The 17,476-nt window shown below is 49.9% G+C and carries 9 protein-coding genes; 1 reads left to right on the top strand and 8 read right to left on the bottom strand.

What is annotated here, in order from left to right; translation table 11 throughout:
* Positions 1-2: 2 nt before the first annotated feature.
* Positions 3-614 carry a hypothetical protein gene (locus tag H8527_RS04585; RefSeq protein ID WP_187546011.1) on the bottom strand — a complete coding sequence of 204 codons (612 nt, stop codon included), beginning with the start codon at positions 612-614 and terminating at the stop codon, positions 3-5.
* A gap of 109 nt (positions 615-723) precedes the next feature.
* On the bottom strand, positions 724-7,581 hold the full coding sequence (locus tag H8527_RS04580) for a hypothetical protein (protein WP_187546009.1): 6,858 nt from the start codon (positions 7,579-7,581) through the stop codon (positions 724-726).
* A gap of 100 nt (positions 7,582-7,681) precedes the next feature.
* On the opposite strand from H8527_RS04580, the gene H8527_RS04575 reads away from it, so the two are divergent.
* Positions 7,682-7,855 (top strand): hypothetical protein, encoded by a 174-nt coding sequence (locus H8527_RS04575; RefSeq protein ID WP_187546007.1) that lies wholly within the window; start codon positions 7,682-7,684, stop codon positions 7,853-7,855.
* A 984-nt stretch (positions 7,856-8,839) separates the two neighbouring features.
* Here H8527_RS04575 and H8527_RS04570 read toward each other — a convergent pair.
* The 6 genes from H8527_RS04570 to H8527_RS04545 form a co-directional block, all read right to left on the bottom strand.
* A complete protein-coding gene (locus H8527_RS04570) occupies positions 8,840-10,477 on the bottom strand; it encodes an ABC-F family ATP-binding cassette domain-containing protein (protein WP_187546006.1) in 1,638 nt (545 codons plus the stop codon).
* 115 nt (positions 10,478-10,592) lie between these two features.
* On the bottom strand, positions 10,593-11,462 hold the full coding sequence (locus tag H8527_RS04565; RefSeq protein WP_187546004.1) for a homoserine O-succinyltransferase: 870 nt from the start codon (positions 11,460-11,462) through the stop codon (positions 10,593-10,595).
* 6 nt (positions 11,463-11,468) lie between these two features.
* Positions 11,469-11,843, bottom strand: a complete 375-nt coding sequence (locus H8527_RS04560; RefSeq protein ID WP_187546002.1) for a DUF1304 domain-containing protein — start codon at positions 11,841-11,843, stop codon at positions 11,469-11,471.
* A 120-nt stretch (positions 11,844-11,963) separates the two neighbouring features.
* Positions 11,964-13,988, bottom strand: coding sequence for a M13 family metallopeptidase (locus tag H8527_RS04555; protein ID WP_187546001.1), 2,025 nt, complete (start codon positions 13,986-13,988; stop codon positions 11,964-11,966).
* 40 nt (positions 13,989-14,028) lie between these two features.
* On the bottom strand, positions 14,029-15,378 hold the full coding sequence (locus H8527_RS04550) for a DUF389 domain-containing protein (RefSeq protein WP_187545999.1): 1,350 nt from the start codon (positions 15,376-15,378) through the stop codon (positions 14,029-14,031).
* Between the two features lie 24 nt (positions 15,379-15,402).
* On the bottom strand, positions 15,403-17,346 hold the full coding sequence (locus tag H8527_RS04545; protein ID WP_187545997.1) for an ABC-F family ATP-binding cassette domain-containing protein: 1,944 nt from the start codon (positions 17,344-17,346) through the stop codon (positions 15,403-15,405).
* Positions 17,347-17,476 lie beyond the last annotated feature (130 nt).

Genomic DNA, 17,476 nt, shown 5'->3' with positions numbered 1-17,476 from the left:
GCTTATTTACGACGGAACACCACATTCATAAACGTCTTCTCCGTCACATCGGGAGAGGCAGGATTGATGAGGGAATAGCGCAGATGTCCGTTGTCGTCCACTTGGACATTGTTGAAGACGGCATTGTCATAGTACGTCACGAAGTAGTCCAACTCGGTGCGTGCCAAAACGGGAAGTGTACTCGTTGCACCCGGGTTCTGCGCACTGGAGGCGGGAAAAGAGGGGGTAAACTGATCGAAATATTTCTGGTAGAGGTCGATTTCAAAAGTTGAGGTACCGTCATAGGCAGGGTCGCTCGTGTCGGTGGGAATTACGATGCTGGGCATGTAGAAGAAGAGAGGCCACACGGCGTTCATCATTCCCACTACGCCATGATCATCGGCCACCAGCACCCGATCGGGGGCATAGAGGTTCGACTTTGTGGCGTCGTAGTTGCCTGCCGCATCGGTGTTGATGCCCTCTCCCGTTTTGGGCAAGGTTTGGATGCGCAAGCTGCCCTTCACGTCCATATCTTCTGTCGGGGTGCGAGTGTTGACACCCACACGTTCATTTTGTGCCAAGGCTGTCAAGGAAAAGAGAAGTCCGGCAAAGAGGCTGAAAATTTTGAGTTTCATTTTGTGTATGAGAATTTGAGTGAGACATTTTGTTCTGATTGGCCGACGTGAGACAATAGGCAGCTCAGCACATTATGTGCTGAAACGGCCTATATCTCACAAGAAGGGATTATTCCGGAACACGCAGGCGCAGATGGGGGTTGATACGTGCTGCAGAACCTCCCTTGAAAGTGACAGTGATAGTGGGGGTTACACTCTGACAGCCGATTCCTGATTGAGGGGCTATCGTGCGGCGGTAGTACATCTTACGCTGCTTGAACTTGCTCGTTTCTGTATAGAGTTCGCTCGTACCCACAGTCGTCCATGTGACGCCGTCCGGACTGCGTTCCCATTTATAGTCCACTGGAACACCACCCGTTTGGGTGTAGCCGGCTGTGAGAGTAAACTGTGCTCCTTTTCGCACCGAGACATTCAACTCGTCGAGCGAGGGCGACTGTGAAGGTCCGGGTTGCACCGTCAACTGCGCCACACTCGTTTGTGTGGAGCAGCCCACATAGGTGGTCATACGGCGGAAGCGGTACGTACCAGCCATATCTGCCGGATAGGTATAGCTTTCATGGGTGGCACCGGCAATATCGGTAAACTCTCCGGTGCCTACTGCCATCTGCCATTGATACTTCGGCGTACCCGGTGTGGTCGTCGTCGGAGTCTTCGTCTCTACAATAGAAGGCCCCGGGGCATAGGTCACAGGATTACCCTGACAGATGGTCTGGGAGGGAGCAAACCAAGCCGGCTGAGTGATGCCTTTCACCGTCACGTCGTAGGTAGAGGTGATGTGGCTGGCACAATTCGGCGGCAGGATATCAATGGTGTATCGCCCCGCCAGTGCTGTCCGGGCAGGACCGAGATAGAGTGTTTGTCCCGACCGGCTTGATCCATCAGGCAAAGTCCAAGTGTATGTCGCTCCTGGGATGTATTGTCCGACGAGATCCATGTTCTCTTCTGCGCAAAACTCTTTCTTTCCACTCAGCTGATAGGCCAAGTCTCCGGTCGACACTACGGTAGTATGGTAGGCGATACGCAGGTTGTTGCATTTGTCGTAGACATTGATGCGATACTTCTTACCCACATCGCCATATTCGAAGAGCACCGGACTTTCGTTGGGACTGGTTTTGGTCATCACCACGGGCGAACTTTCCTCATCGCCGTCCAACAAGTCGAATCGATAAGGAGGATTACCCGAGGTGGCCGCCACGTAGATTTGTCCTTTATTGCTGCTCGAGCAGAAGTAAGACACGCTTTCTGAAGCCTTTACGTAGTGATCCTTGTAGACTGGTGTATCTTGAAGATACATATCGCACTCATAACTTCCCTTAAGTTGCAGCTGAATTCGTCCAGAAGTTTTCGGGACAACATATGGTGTCCATATATTGGTCCATCCACTATCACCTCTATACTGATAAACGCTGTAAGTGCGGGTATTCCCACTGGCATCTTTATACGAGACAGAAGAAGGAGGATTGTAATTCCATCCTGTGCAAGTTTGCTGCCAGTACCCAGCACCATCTACATAAATTGTACCTCGAAGCGAAGTCGTTCCTGGCACTGATAAGGTACCACAGGTTGGACTTGTTGCAGTTGCTGTAAAGGAGACACCTATATCCAATCGGGGAGTTTCCACATAAGTTACTCCTCCCTCTTCATAGGTCCATTTCAATCGCATATGAGGTTCGTGATAAGTATAATATCCAGAAGCATCTGTTGTGTATTCCCAATAGACAGAAGAATTACGATCTCCATTAACATCGTTCCAATTATCTATATTCTCAAAAACACCTGTGTAAGTTCGTCCACCTTGAACCAATGTAAACACAACATCTGCTGGTATATACCAATTCCCATTGATTGTAGGACTGCCGGGCTTATTTCCTTGTTTACCATACCCCGTAGGAGGAACGAGTTCCACATAGTCGGGAGTGTAAGTACAAATGTTATTGCCTTTCCCATCATTGGTGCACGATGAATTGGGACGATCACAATAGTTACTAAATTTATAACCTGCTACAAAAGAAGAGGTTGCTAAAGTTACTTTCTTAGTAGTTTGCTGTGTTCCATACTCATCTGTCATAACCAAAACATAATTTTCTCCATATTGCAAGCGCGTATTAGGATGCCAAATTTCGTTGTCAAAAAGCATCGGAGAACGTTCTATAAGTGTATGGCTCGCATCATCCTTCTGAAGCAGCAAGTATGCTTTACGTTGACATTCTTTACTAGCTCGGGCATATATTTTATAACCATCACAATAAGTAGTACCAAACCATTGACTAATATATGGAGTAGAATTTTGGGGCGTCCAAGACTGTTCCACAATATTATGTCCATCAGCAGTAACAACACGTACATAAACGCTACGTGAAATACTACCGAAATTATATACTCCTCCTTTATAATTAGGAACGCGTCTAATTTCCGCACCTGGTACACGAGTGTACTTTCCTGTGATATGATTATAATTATATGTTGGTTGTTCCTCGAAAATCAAGGTTAAGTTTTCAACTCCTTCATAAGCAGAAAGGTCATAAGATATAATCAAATCGCCACAGTAGGATTCGCCACACGCACCATAAGTTAAAGGATACTCTACGTCTGGAATACTACTACAAGCATTCGCCTTTACTGTAATTTTATCAAGTGTCCAAGGACGAAAGTTATAAACAGAAGTAAGTGAACTTGAAGAATAATTTCCATTATAATTTTTATTAACATAGGGTACATTAGAAAGAACCGCCCCAGTCGTAGAGTGGAAATCAAACGTAAGCAAGTCATCCCAAAGGGTATTACTATACCCATAAGGGTATGGGTCATAGAGTACACCCCAAGGATTCGCATAATATTTGCCGTCATTACTTGGCTGAAACCTTAAGCTTGACAGAGCACAATTATTATTGTGCCTATCAAAATCTGGAATTTTATCAATTTCCGGGATTTCACAATCAATGAGAGCTGTTTTACAACGATTCGTTACTTCTATTTTGTATTTTCCCGCAGGAAGATTACGCATAGGCGTGATATTGAAGCCATATTTATCTGAGCCCCAACTTGTAGAATACCAAGGATGTGATAAAGCAAAATCTTGTGGAACAGTTACTCCTGCAGGAGCTGCCGTAATGCGGAAATGATATTCATCATTAATGAACTTCGGCATATCATGATAATAGGTTGCATTATCATTTTGGAACCGAAAAGCTAAATAGCCGGTGCGACAATTTTTAAACGAAGAACGAGTGCGTAAGACATCTTGCACAATCGTCATATAGGGAGAAGAGGTGGTCAGCGTTACGGACACATTGTCTGTGTAGGTTGTCAAGGTTGCCCCGGTGGGTACTTCACTTTCTACTCTGATATTATAAGTGGCTGCATCCAATCCGGTTATCACCTTCTCCACAGCCGGTGTCGTAGTCGAGATTACGGTTTCAGTTCCGGTTTTCGTATTTTTGACAAAATAGGTCACCTTAGTAACTCCTGTGGGATCCTGCAATGCCAATTTTAGTTGTGCATTGGCATCGCAATCACCATTCACTCCGGTGATTTTGGCCAACACTGTACCCGGCTTGATGACGGTGGGCGTAACCGGCCAACCCATATTTAGAGGATAAGTCGTCTCACATTGGTCTACCTTGTAAACACCTGTGATGTTGTAAGTACCCTCAGGAATTCCGGTAAAGGTGTAGCTGTCGGTAGCCTTTACTGTTTTGGTAAACGTTTCTGTACCTGCTGTATTGGTCACCGTCCATTCTATTTTATCCTTCTGTCCGATAGGATAAAAATAGTTGGGGTTGTTCTGTTGCGTTGTTAATGCTCGTACAGTAATCGTTCCTTGTTTGGCTAGAGTGACATCCGTATGGGTAATCTTAGCCACAGGAGCACCACCGGATCTACTCGATGCATAGGTCTTATAAATCGTCTTTCCGCACATATCCACCGTGAGCATATAAGGCCAAGCCACCCCGAAAGGCATATTCCAAGGATCGTTGGAAGCTTGCGTGCCCGTGTAGTTGGGAATATTGGGGAAGTACGTTTCGAATTGCCCTGCCGGAATCGTCTGAGAAAGCTGTTCTACATATTGTTTCGTGGCATCATCCCACATCCAGACTTTACAGATTTTCGGATTCGACTGAACGTAAGAATTGTTTCCTTCAATCTTAAATGTAGCTCCACGCTGACGAGGACATTCATTGACGACAGGATCAACTGCTGCTAAAACCGGAATATCTTCTAAGTGGGTAGGAATAGTGATCTTCAAAGTTTTGAAGCAATCTGCCCCATCAACCAACATATTGAGTTTATAGTCTCCGGCAGCTAAATTCAGAAACTTAACATACCCCTTTTTACTATTCATCGTCTGCGTTTGTGTAGTACCGCCACCTTCTGGTGTAAGAGAGAATTTAACCGAGGAAACTACCGCAGGCAAGGTATTCCAATCATCTCGAAGTCCAACCTGAAGGCTTCCTGTATTGGCACAGGGGGCAGTCCCTTTAATAAGAGGTGAATTCCAACTACTTCCTTCTCCACTATTATAATCTACATTCTGAAAAGGTTCAGTCTGATTGGGAATTGTAAAATCATAGGTAAATAGAGGATAGGAGGGACAATAGCCATAGGGTTGTACCTCTAAACGGTAGTTACCTACCGGCAGTTTATTCTTAAGTTCTAAGTTATAACTACCTGGATCTTTCTTTTTGTCAGAATAGATCTCCACGCCAGTATCCTTATTAAATACTTTAACAATAGCAAGATTCACTCCCTGTGGAAATCTGACATAAGCATACTCGAGCCCTCCAAGTGTAAGATTTCCACAAGCTGGTATAATTTTAAATCCATCTTGTAATTTTGTTTTGGAGCTAACCGTGAAAGTTTGCTCCTCTTTCATACTGGGATTGCATTTGGGACTAACAGTAACCTTATAAGTCCCTACCGGAAGTCTTTTTAAAGCAATACTAAAAGAAGCGCCTACTTGTGTAGACCCCGTATAATTCGGAGTATAAGGAGCCCCATCTTTTTCAATATTCCAACTGAACAATTCAGACAAGGCCGCCCTATTTGAAACAGTAACTCCCTCCAGCTGGACAGAGATAGTCCCTGCTCCATCACTTTCGCAAGGAGATGGAGCAGTACTTTCGTATGCACTAACTTTCAAGGTGGGTTTCTTTACCTCTACTTCAGCCTTCATAGAAACCGTTCCACAAGAGGCAATAAGGCGGACTGTGTATTTCCCGGGAGCCGGTACTTGTACACCCACTTTTTCATCATAAGTGCTGTAAAGCCCTGAGGCTACCACCGTGCTCCCTTGTTTGATCTCATAGCGACCATCTAAAAAAAGCTGTCTTATCTCAGGTTTGTTCGTATAAGACGTAAAGGTGATGAAATAGCCGGTGCAGAATCTTTCACCGAAGTTTTGTTGGGCAGAAACAGAATATTGCACATTGTCTGCTCGCAATTCGGCCTCTGTCTCAATCACCTCACCACAAGCCAAGGTTAAGCGAGCCTTGTAATCTCCCGCAGGAAGACCCGTCAATTTTGTTTCTTGCCAGCCAGAAGCCACTTGCATCGTACGTATCAAACTACCGGCATAAAAGACTTCAAGTTGTCCTGACTGATCCAACGGAGGATAAAAATTGATTCGAAACTCGCCTCCTCCACTGCCGGCACAAATCCCTTTTGCATAGGTTTGAGCATTCATATAGAGTTGTGCTTGCGCCTTTAGCTCAACTTCCTTTCGCTGGACGGGACTGCCACACATCTCTGCCTCGACAGTATATTTGCCTTCGGCTAAGTTTTTGAAATAGACGGATCCTCCGGACTTGGCATAAGTATCTGTTGTGGTCAATGTCTCGACCAAACTATTGCTTGCATCCAACAAACGAAACGTTGCAGGAGCTGTAAGCGTAACGCCCGGCAAATAAGCTTGAATACTTCCGCCTCCGCAAGTGGGGAGCGGCTGGCGCATTACCCAGGCATTGAGCGTACCGATTTCTACAGTTCCTACGGTAAAGTCAGCAGATAGTTCGGCACTACCGCAGTTGGCCGTAGCATGGAGAGTATAGTCACCCGCAGGAAGCGCTCCGAAGATTTTTCCTAGATTAGGAGTAGGTGCAGTCACGGTTTCGGTGGCTAATGGAGCGCCACCACCTCGAGGAAGGACCTCATAAGTCATCGAAGTGATGCCATTGGCACGCGACACACCGGCAGAGACTTGACCCAGACAAGTTCCAACAACAGGATAACCATAAGCGTAGAGCGTGAAAACATCCACCACGACTTCCTTTTCGATGGTGAGTTCGCCACCGCTCCAAGTGGCTCCTGCAGGAGCTGTGGGTGGCGTTCCGATGGTGCAGGAGGGAGTGAGTTTCGCCACCAGACGATAGGTACCGGCAGCCAAGCCTGTGAACTCTACATAGTTCGCGGGCTTGGCCGAGAAGAGGGTACGTGCCAATGTCGTCCCTTTATAAAGACTGTAAGAGGCCTTGGAGAATCCCGTAACACCTCCGATACGTGCTCGTATCACACCTTGTTTGCCGGTGCAGCCGTTGGAAGACTGGGTCGTGGCAACAATTTGTGGATGACTCGCAGTGAGTTCCGTGTAGGTAAGTTTGTCGAGTCCTACACTTTGCGGCACTCGCTGGCCGGGACATTCGGCCAAGACACGAATGTAGATAGGCGTTCCTTCGCTCCAGTGGTTGTCGAGCGGCACAGAAACACGTTCGCTGGGGAGTGCGTCTTGTGCAAGGGGATAAGTGTCTCGGTCGGTCGAGAACTGATAGGTGAGTTTTGTGAACCCACGCACGGCATTTCGATAGGAAATGTGCACCACTCCGGGCTGATTGCAGGTAGTGTTGCCTGCATCGAACTCGACAGTGAAATCTCCTTTCGACAAGCCGGGACATCCCTGACCGCTCGCTATGGTGGCCACGGCTGACAACAGCAGTAGGCAATACCAACGTAGGTGTGAGAAGTGAGAATACATAAAACAATATTTTGAAAATTACTGATTTTCACGATGAAGTGTGTACGTCACGATGTAGTGAGAAGTCTTTGAGCAGGCTCGGGGGATACGGCTTTCTGCCGTGAGCATTCTTCGGCCGATGGGTGTCTCCGTCAGGGGCGTTTCGCTCGGTGGACGGCTTTCCGTAGGTTCGTCGGGCCATGCCCTCCTCACCCACGGCTATTCAAAGATACCCCCTTCGGGGGCGGCCCTGCAGCGTCATCAACACCATAAGGAATACGGCTTTCTGCCGTGAGTTGTTCTTCGGCCGATGGGCGTCCCCATCAGTGGTGTTTCGTTCGGCGGACGGCTTTCCGTAGGTTCTTCGGGCCGTGCCCTCCTCGCCTACGGATATTCAGAGATACCTCCTTCGGGGCTGGCCCTGCAGCGTTATCACCACGCAAAGCGGTGAAAAGAGAGGATGATACGCTGTGATTGAGTGCAGCGTGAGGTCCCTGGAAGGGGCCAATCTCAATAACCGTAGGCGAGGAGGACGAAGGACGACGAACCTACGGCAGACGTCATGCACGGCGTTACGTCCCCGAAGGGGGCGAATATCGGAGATTCCACACAGGAATGGTATTCCGAGAAGAATTTCCCAAATGAATTCGACTGTAAAAGTAAACAACTTTTACCGAACTCAAAAACTATTATTGGAAAATCAACAAAATCAATTTACCCCCCCCATTTTTGAAATGTACGGCTTGCAAAAACAAGCGAAAAACTAAAAGAAAATCAGATAAACTTATGGAAGGACGAGGAGAATACTTTCATTCTAAAAAGCGAGCCCCTTGACTGCATCACTTAAGTAGGTCTTCAAAATTAATCGTAACTATCTTCTGCGTACGGATATTCTCTACTTTAACACCATCTTTGTTTCAATAATTTTAACCATTAAGCCGGAAAACTTATTTTCTCCACTGAAAAACTTGCGCCAAAGGGAAGTAATCTATAAACCAAACCTTGGTTTATATAATTCAAGGTTTGGTTTATGTAATTCAAACTTTGGTTTATATAAACCAAGGTTTGGTTTATAGAATATCTTTGTCGCACTTCACTTTTTCTCCCTCGCGCTCCACTTTTCTGGGCTTCCTTCAACCTTTCGTCCTGCCCCGCGCGTCTATGGGTCTCTGGCGATGTCGGGCTTCCCCATCGGCAGAGGACGCACGAGGGCCGAAGGCTCAAAAAGAAGTTCGCCGACTTTCTTTCGAAGGTCGGCGAACTCAACTTTAAGGTAGGTTTAGGCTTTGCGCTCCAACTCTTGGAGATTTTCCATACGTTTCATTTCGAGGAACTCATAGACGCCGCAGAGGTGCTCACGCACGCGCTGATGGCCAAACTCGTAGACTTTCGTGACGAGGCCGTCGAGGAAATCGCGGTCGTGACTCACCACGATGAGCGTGCCGTCGAAGTCTTGAAGCGCCTGTTTGAGCACATCCTTCGTGCGGAGGTCGAGGTGATTGGTCGGCTCGTCGAGGATAAGCAGATTGACGGGTTCGAGCAGGAGTTTGAGGATGGCCAGGCGGGTCTTCTCGCCGCCGGACAGCACTTTCACCTTCTTCGTGCTCTCTTCGCCCCCAAACATGAATGCACCGAGGAGGTCGCGGATTTTCAAGCGGATGTCGCCCTTCGCCACTTCATCGATGGTGTCGAACACGGTGAGGTCTTCATCAAGGAGCGAAGCTTGATTTTGGGCAAAATAGCCGATTTGCACATTGTGGCCGAGGGTGAGCGTGCCTTCGTGGGGAAGTTGGCCCATGATGCACTTCACCAGCGTAGACTTTCCCTCGCCATTGCGCCCGACGAAGGCCACTTTGTCGCCACGCTCCACCATGAGGTTGGCGTTGCGGAAAATCGTTTTTCCATCGAACGCCTTGCCCACGCCGTCCATCGTGACGGGATAGTTGCCCGAACGGGGCGAAGGCGGAAACTTCAAGCGCAGGCGGCTGGTGTCCTCTTCGTCCACTTCGACCAGTTCGAGTTTTTCGAGCATCCGCACGCGACTCTGCACTTGGTTGGTCTTGGAATACGTGCCCTTGAAGCGCTCAATGTAGAGCTTCGTTTCGGCAATCATCTTCTGCTGGTCGTCATATTGCTTCTGTTGTTGCTGACGGCGTTCACGACGCAGTTCAAGATATTGGGAGTAAGAAGCTTTGTAGTCGTAGATGCGCCCCATCGTGATTTCGATGGTGCGCGTGGTGATGTTGTCGACAAATTTGCGGTCGTGGGAGATGACCACCACGGCTTTGCCCGAAGTCATGATGAAGTCCTCGAGCCAACCGATGCTCTCAATGTCGAGGTGGTTGGTCGGCTCGTCGAGCAGCAGCACATCGGGATTTTGCAAGAGAAGTTTAGCCAACTCGATGCGCATGCGCCATCCGCCCGAAAACTCGGAGGTAGGTCGCCCGAAGTCGGTGCGCTCGAAGCCCAAACCGAGGAGCATCTTCTCCACATCTTCTTCAAAGTGGGTGAGGTCGATGGCGTAGAATTTCTCGCTCATTGCCGACACCTTCTCAATGAGCGCCATATAGTCTTCGCTCTCGTAGTCGGTGCGGGTCATCAGTTCGTTGTTCATGGCTTCGATTTCTCCCTCCAACTCTTTGAGGTGGGCGAAGGGCAGGCAGGCTTCTTCGAAGACGGTGCGGCCGTCCTTGGTCATCAAGTGCTGCGGCAGGTAGGCAATGACGGTGTCCTTGGGGGCCGACACCTTGCCGCGTGTGGGCTGCCGCACACCGGCCAAGATTTTGAGCAGGGTGCTCTTGCCGGCACCGTTCTTGCCCATCAGGGCGATGCGGTCTTTTTCGTTAATCTGAAAGGAAATGTCTTTGAAAAGGGTCGTACCGCCAAACTCGACGGTGAGGCCATCTACTGAAATCATATAAGTCTTGTGGAAAGGGGGTTGTGGGAAAAGCGGAGAGAGGAATGAGGCTGGAAAGGGTGTGGGGGAGCCGGGCAGCGACGTGAGGCAATGGGGGTCGCACCTTTTCCTCTGGTCAGGGAGCCGGACGAAGGGTGGTCAGCCAGTTCTTGTAAAACTGCAAGGCGGCTGTGCGCCAAGAGAAGTCGACCCCGCGGTCGGGGCAGTCGTCGACGTAATAGTTTTCGGGCGGCAGGATGGGCAACTCTTTGGCCAGGTCGCGGCGATATTCGCCATCGAGTGTGAGGGGCTCGTATTCCAAATGGCCGATGGCAAACACTTGCCGACGCACGGCATCGGCCAAGATGCCCAATCCCGATTTTCCTCCGCCGGCGAGCACCTCGACCTCGGTGGGCAGCGCCTCTCGCTGCACTTCGGTGTGGCGGCTGTGGGGCATCGGAAAGGCTGTGCCCAAGCCCCGCATAAGGGGATGTTCGGGGCGATAGACCGTTTGAGGGAATACCCCGAACATCTTTGCGGCAAGCGGATGCTTCGGCACACGATGATGGAAGTAGAGCGCGGCTTGTGCTGCCCAGCAGATGTTGAGTGTGGAGCGGGTGTGCGTGGTGCTCCACGTCATCAAGCGGCAGAGGTCCTCCCAATAGCGCACCGCTTCAAAAGGAATGTTTTCGAGGGGAGCGCCGGTGATGATGAGGCCGTCGATGGTGTGCCGGAGCATCGCGCTGTCGAGGTCGAGATAGTGTGCCTCGACATAGGCTTGCGGGGTGGACTTATAGGTCTGTCCGGGAAACTTGACCAGCGTAAGGTTCACCTCGATGCCCGATGCGGCAAGCATACGGCAGAGGTCGAGCTCGGTGGCGCATTTGAGCGGCATGAGGTTGAGCATCCACACGTTGAGGGCAGCATCGTGGTGGCCGCGGGCAATGGGCAATCCCTCTGTGCAGAGCTGATGGAGGGCAGGAAGGTCGGTGTTGAGATAGAGCATAGCGCGTCAGCAAAAACGAGAGAGGAGCACGGCCAGCATCGCAAGGATGGCTGGCAAGCCCTGTTTGAAGAAGATGGAGCGCGAGGAGCGAACCGTCCCATAAAGCGCGGCCACGATGATGCAGCCCAGGAAGAAGAGGCGCAGGTTGCTGCTCCATACGGGCGAGTCTACTCCAAAGCTCCACGCCAGTCCGGCAGCGAGAAATCCGTTGTAGAGTCCCTGATTGGCGGCCATTCCTGTCGTTTTCGGGAAGAGTTCGTCGGGCAAAGCACCACGAAAGAGGCGGCGACCGGTGGTGTTCCAAGCGAACATTTCGATGTAGAGGATGTAAAGATGTTCAAGGGCCACGATGGCCACTAAGATATGTGTGAGTAAAGACATCGAAAGAGGATGGGTGGATACGAACTTCCGCGAATGTCCCTCCTTTTTCCGAAATCTTTTCGGGCAAAAAGACGAACATTCGCGGTGGTTCGTAGAGTCAAATTAAGGATGGAGAAGCGTTTACCAAATGTCTACGCGATCTTTGGGAGCGATGTAGAGTTTGTCGCCTTTCTTGATGTTGAAAGCCTTGTACCAAGCAGGGATTTGGGGAAGTGCTCCGTTCACACGCCAACGTCCGGGCGAGTGGGGGTCGGTCTTGACGAGATTGCGGAGGGCTTCATCACGTGTGTTGCCGGCCCACACGAGGGCGTAGCTGATGAAGAAGCGTTGTTCGGGAGTGAGCCCATCGACCGTGGTGAGGGGGGCTTGCTTCATGGCGTTTTGGAAAGCTTGGAAGGCCACTTTCAGACCGCCGTGGTCGGCAATATTTTCTCCACAGGTGAGTGCGCCATTGGCGTGAAGGCCGGGCAGCACCTCGATTTTGTCGAAGAATTTCACCATTCGTTCGGTACGGGCTTTGAAGTTCTTCTTATCCTGTTCCGTCCACCAGTTGCGGAGGTTGCCATCCTTGTCAAATTGTGCACCTTGGTCGTCAAAGCCGTGCGTCATCTCGTGACCAATCACCACACCGATAGCGCCATAGTTGGCAGCATCGTCGGCCTCTGCGTTGAAGAAGGGGGGCTGGAGAATACCGGCGGGGAAGCAAATTTCGTTGGTCGTGGGGTTGTAGTAGGCATTGATGGTTTGCGGTGTCATGCCCCATTCGTGGATGTCCACGGGCTTATTGACACGCTTTTGAATGTAGTAGTCCGTGTCGAACACCGTGGCCCGGGTGAGGTTCTCGTAGTAAGAGAGGTTTTCATCGATGTTCAGCCCATCGTAGCTGCGCCATTGGTCGGGATAACCGATTTTCACGTAGAAACTGTTGAGCTTTTCGTGGGCCTGCTTCTTGGTTTCAGCGCTCATCCAAGTTTGCTGGTCGATGCGTTCGCTGAGGGCCACTTGCAGGTTCTTGACCAGTTCGAGCATGCGCTTCTTGGAAGACTCAGGGAAGTACTTTTCTGCATAAATCTTACCGATGGCCATGCCCAACACACCTTCCACAGCGCCCACAGCGCGCTTCCAGCGGGGGCGGTCTTGCTCACTGCCTTGCATCGTACGGCCAAAGAAGTTGAAGGTGGCGGCACGAAAATCATCGCTCAAAGCGTTCGAAGCGTCACGGATGACATTGAAAGAGAGATAGGCTTTGAGGTCGTCGAGGGAGGTCTCGGCAAAGATTTTTTCCAATTCGTGGATGGGCTCGGGCTGATTGACCGACACTTCCTTCACGGCCGGAATGCCTTGCAGCAGGAAGAGCGTACTCCAGTCGATGCCGGGATAGTTCTTGACGAGTTCAAGATAGGTCATCTTGTGGTAGTTGCCTTCCACATCGCGCAACTGGGTGGCGGAGTAAGAGGCCTTGGCGATGCGCGTTTCGATGGCGAGAACAGCTTCCATCTTCTTTTGTGCCGTAGCAGCATCGTCGCCCGTCATCGTGAAAAGTTGCTTGATGTATTCCTTGTAGGCGTTGCGGATTTTGAGCGTGGCTTCATCATTTTCAAGATAGTAGTCACGCTCACCGAGGGTGATGCCTCCTTGGTTGATTTGCACCAAGTTCATCTTGGCATTCTTCAAGTCGGCATCGCAGCCGACGCTCATAAAGGCCGGCACACCTTGTCGGCCCAACTCGTTGACGAGGAAGAAGTAGGTCTGCTTGTCCTCAACTTTTGCCACACGCTCGAGCAGGGGCTTGATGGGCGTGAAACCTTCGCGGTTGCGGCGCACGCTGTCCATGGCCAGGCGGTAGAGAGCGCCCACTTTCTGTTCGAGGGTGCCGGGTGCCGCTTGCTTCGCGGCCATCTCTTCGATGAGCGACTTGAGGCGGCTGCGGTTCATTTCGTCAAGTGCGTTAAACTGCCCGTAGCGCGAGAACTCGGGGGTCAGGGGATGGGCTTTCATCCATCCGCCACCGGCATACTCAAAGAAGTCTGTGCCCGGCTTAACGGCGAGGTTCATGTTGGCTTTGTCAATACCCGTGGTCAGCCCTTGGGCAAAAGCCGTGGTGGCTGTGAGTGCCATCATCGGAAGAAGGTGTTTTAGTTTCATATCTGTTGTCTTTTAATGTATGACTTTTCGAGAGGAGGAGTTATTTTAGGACCACCTGCACACTGTCTACTTTCAAGCGTGCTTTCAGCCAGCGTTGCATCGTCTGTCGCTCATTTCGTGAGAGGCTGCCTTTTGTCCCCACGAGCGCCAGTATGGTTCTGACGCAGACCATACTATCTTCGTGCATCTTACTCTCTGCCAGTTGGCTCAAAGCCAAGGAAGAAACCGAGGTGAACAAAGGTCGCATCTCTTGCAGGATGGCAGGCGTATTTTGTTCCAAACTTTGATAACCACTCAGTTGCTGTTGAAGGCCTTCGATTTGGACCTTTTGCTGGGCCAATTGTTCGGGCGTCATCGCTTGTTGCTTAGCAAATGTATGTCCTTGCTGATGCATCAAACTATCGCTTTCCGTCCCTTGAATGAAGTGCAGTTGGTATTTCTCCAAACTATACTCTTTCAGTTGTTGCTCGGAACTGCGCTGCTGTGCTTTTGAGATTTCCTTGCCCACAGCAACAATGCTGATGGTTTTGGTTTTCGCATCGACCGAATGGGATAAGATGTAAGTACCCGGAAAGTTGAGTTCTGCCTTGACAAAATGTTGAATACGGCGATCAGACAGACTGTCTCTAATGATATTAAAGGTGATATAGGTCGCTGGCAACATGGTGAGCACCACCACTGCGATGATGTATTTCCGTACTTTGGCAAAGCGTGTCTTGTCCATTTCGGCCGTGGGCGTGAACTTCATCAGACGAACACCCAAGAAAGTGGCAAGACCGATGAATACGATGTTGATAAAGAACAAATAGAACGCACCGAAGAAGAAGGAGGGCTGCCCCGTGGCCAATCCGTAGCCCGCCGTGCATAGCGGAGGCATCAAGGCCGTGGCAATCGCCACTCCGGGCAGGACATTGCCGCCACGCCCCTTCATGGAGAGCGCAAGAATACCGGCTGCTCCGCCAAACAAGGCAATCAGGACGTCATAAATCGTTGGAGAGGTGCGCGCCAAAAGTTCACTTTGTGCCTCATCCAGGGGGGTGATATAGAAATAGACCGTCGCCGTCAGCACACTAATCAACGTCGCCGCGGCCAAGTTGCGAAACGATTGCTTCAGAAGTTCCAAATCATTGATGGCAATGGCCAAACCCAAACCAATGATCGGCCCCATCAGTGGCGAGATGAGCATCGCACCGATAATGACGGCAGTGGAATTGACATTGAGTCCCAACGACGCAATGAAGATGGCAAAAATCAATACCCAAGAGTTGGCCCCTCGGAAATTGACACTTTCACGTATCTGTGCAATAACTACTGCCTCATCGTCTCGCTGAAAGGAGAGGTCAAAATAGCCTTTTATCGTTGTCCAAATGGAAAGAAGAATAGATGACATAGAGTTTCAGAAAAAAATTGAGATTTAGTTCAGTGCTTCTACCGCTGCCCCCCAAACCTCTTCAGCGACTTGGAGACGCTTACGCAATTCTCCGTGTCGCGTACAGAGTTCAAGATTTGCTGCTCCCTCAGGAGTGGAAAGTCGGCTTTCTACTTCGGAGATTTCCTGTTCCAAGCGCTCCAACTCGGCTTCTGCCTCTTTGACGGCTTGTTCAAGTTTGCGCCGTGCCTTGGCTTGCTCTTTTTGTTCGGCATAGGAAAGTGCACCTTCCGAAGGCATATCGGAGTTTTTAGACGAAGCAACCACCGCTGAGGGAGACGTCCCTCCATTTTCGATATGAGAAGAAAGCGCATCAAGACTTTCAAGGTCTTTCTTTTGCAGAAAGTCGTAAATGCCCCCTAACCATTCGCGCACTTTTCCTCCTCCAAACTCATAAACTTTCGTCACCAATCCGTCCAAGAATTCACGATCGTGGCTGACCACAATCACTGTGCCGTCAAAAGCTAAAATGGCTTCTTTCAGCACATCTTTCGTGCGCATGTCCAGATGGTTGGTCGGTTCGTCAAGGATAAGGAGATTGACCGGTTCAAGCAATAGTTTTATCATAGCCAAACGGCTACGTTCGCCTCCGGACAAGACCTTCACTTTCTTGTCTGATGCTTCGCCCCCAAACATAAATGCCCCAAGGAGGTCCCGAATTTTGGTGCGTATCTCACCTTTGGCCACTTGGTCAATGGTGTCGAATACGGTAAGTTCGTCGTCCAGCAACTGAGCTTGGTTCTGAGCATAGTAGCCAATTTCGACGTTGTGCCCAATTTTCAAATCACCATCATGCGTGATTTCATCCATGATGCACTTCACCAACGTAGACTTTCCCTCGCCATTCTTACCGACGAAGGCCACTTTCTCTCCACGTTTAATGGTGAGATTAACGTTTGAGAAGACCACATGATTTCCATAACTCTTGCCCACCTCTTCGCAGATGATGGGATAGTCGCCCGAACGCGAACAGGGTGGAAACTTCAAGTGCAGTTGCGCTGTGTCCACTTCGTCAATTTCAATGGGCACCATCTTCTCGAGTTGCTTGATACGGCTCTGCACCTGCACAGCTTTCGTGGGTTTATAGCGAAAGCGTTCGATGAAATCACGAATATCGGCCATCTCCTTCTGCTGATTTTCGTAGGCACGAATCTGACTTTCTCGGCGTTCGGCACGAAGCTGTACATACTCATCATAGGGTACACGATAGTCAATCACCTTGCCACAGGAAATCTCGAGCGTGCGGTTGGTCACATTATTAATAAACGCACGGTCGTGGCTGACGAGCATCACCGCCCCGGAACTCTTGGCCAAGAATTGCTCAAGCCAGCGTATACTTTCTATGTCAAGGTGGTTCGTCGGCTCATCAAGGAGCAGCACATCGTGGTGAGCGAGGAGCAGTTTTGCCAACTCAATACGCATGCGCCATCCTCCGGAAAACTCTCTTGTGGGGCGCTCAAAGTCCGTACGCAAAAATCCCAGACCGGTGAGCGTACGTTCCATTTCAGCATGATAGTTTTGTCCGCCCATCATCTGCAATCGCTCACTCTCACGACTGAAAGCTTCGACCAGCTCCATATAATCGGGCGTTTCATAGTCGGTGCGCTCCGCCAGCTCTTGGTTAAGTTGTTCCACTTGGCTGCGTAGTTCGTGGATGTGGCTGAACGCCTTTTCCACCTCTGCAATCACCGTGGTATCATCGCTCAGCACCATGACTTGTGGCAGATACCCCACACTCACTTCGCGTTGTACCGCGACCCGTCCATCCGTAGGTTGCTGCAAACCAGCAATGATTTTGAGCATCGTACTTTTGCCGGCACCGTTTTTTCCAACAAGTGCTATGCGGTCACGATTGTTGACCACAAAACTAACGTCTGAAAAGAGAGGACGCGCTGAAAATTCTACTTTAAGATGTTCTACCGAAATCATGATAGGCTATTTGTCTGCAAAGTTAAGAAAAAAAACGATAGAAGCCAATTTTGTTTAGAAGCCTTCCCTTTCCTCTCCCTCTCAATCCTCCTAGCAATAGAGAGGATAAACGCTCTTCTATACTTATGAA

It is taken from the genome of Alloprevotella sp. Lung230 (assembly GCF_014385435.1).
Lineage (GTDB): Bacteria > Bacteroidota > Bacteroidia > Bacteroidales > Bacteroidaceae > Alloprevotella.
Note: the sequence above shows the minus strand (reverse complement) of the source record. Positions and strands in the feature narration are given on the sequence as shown.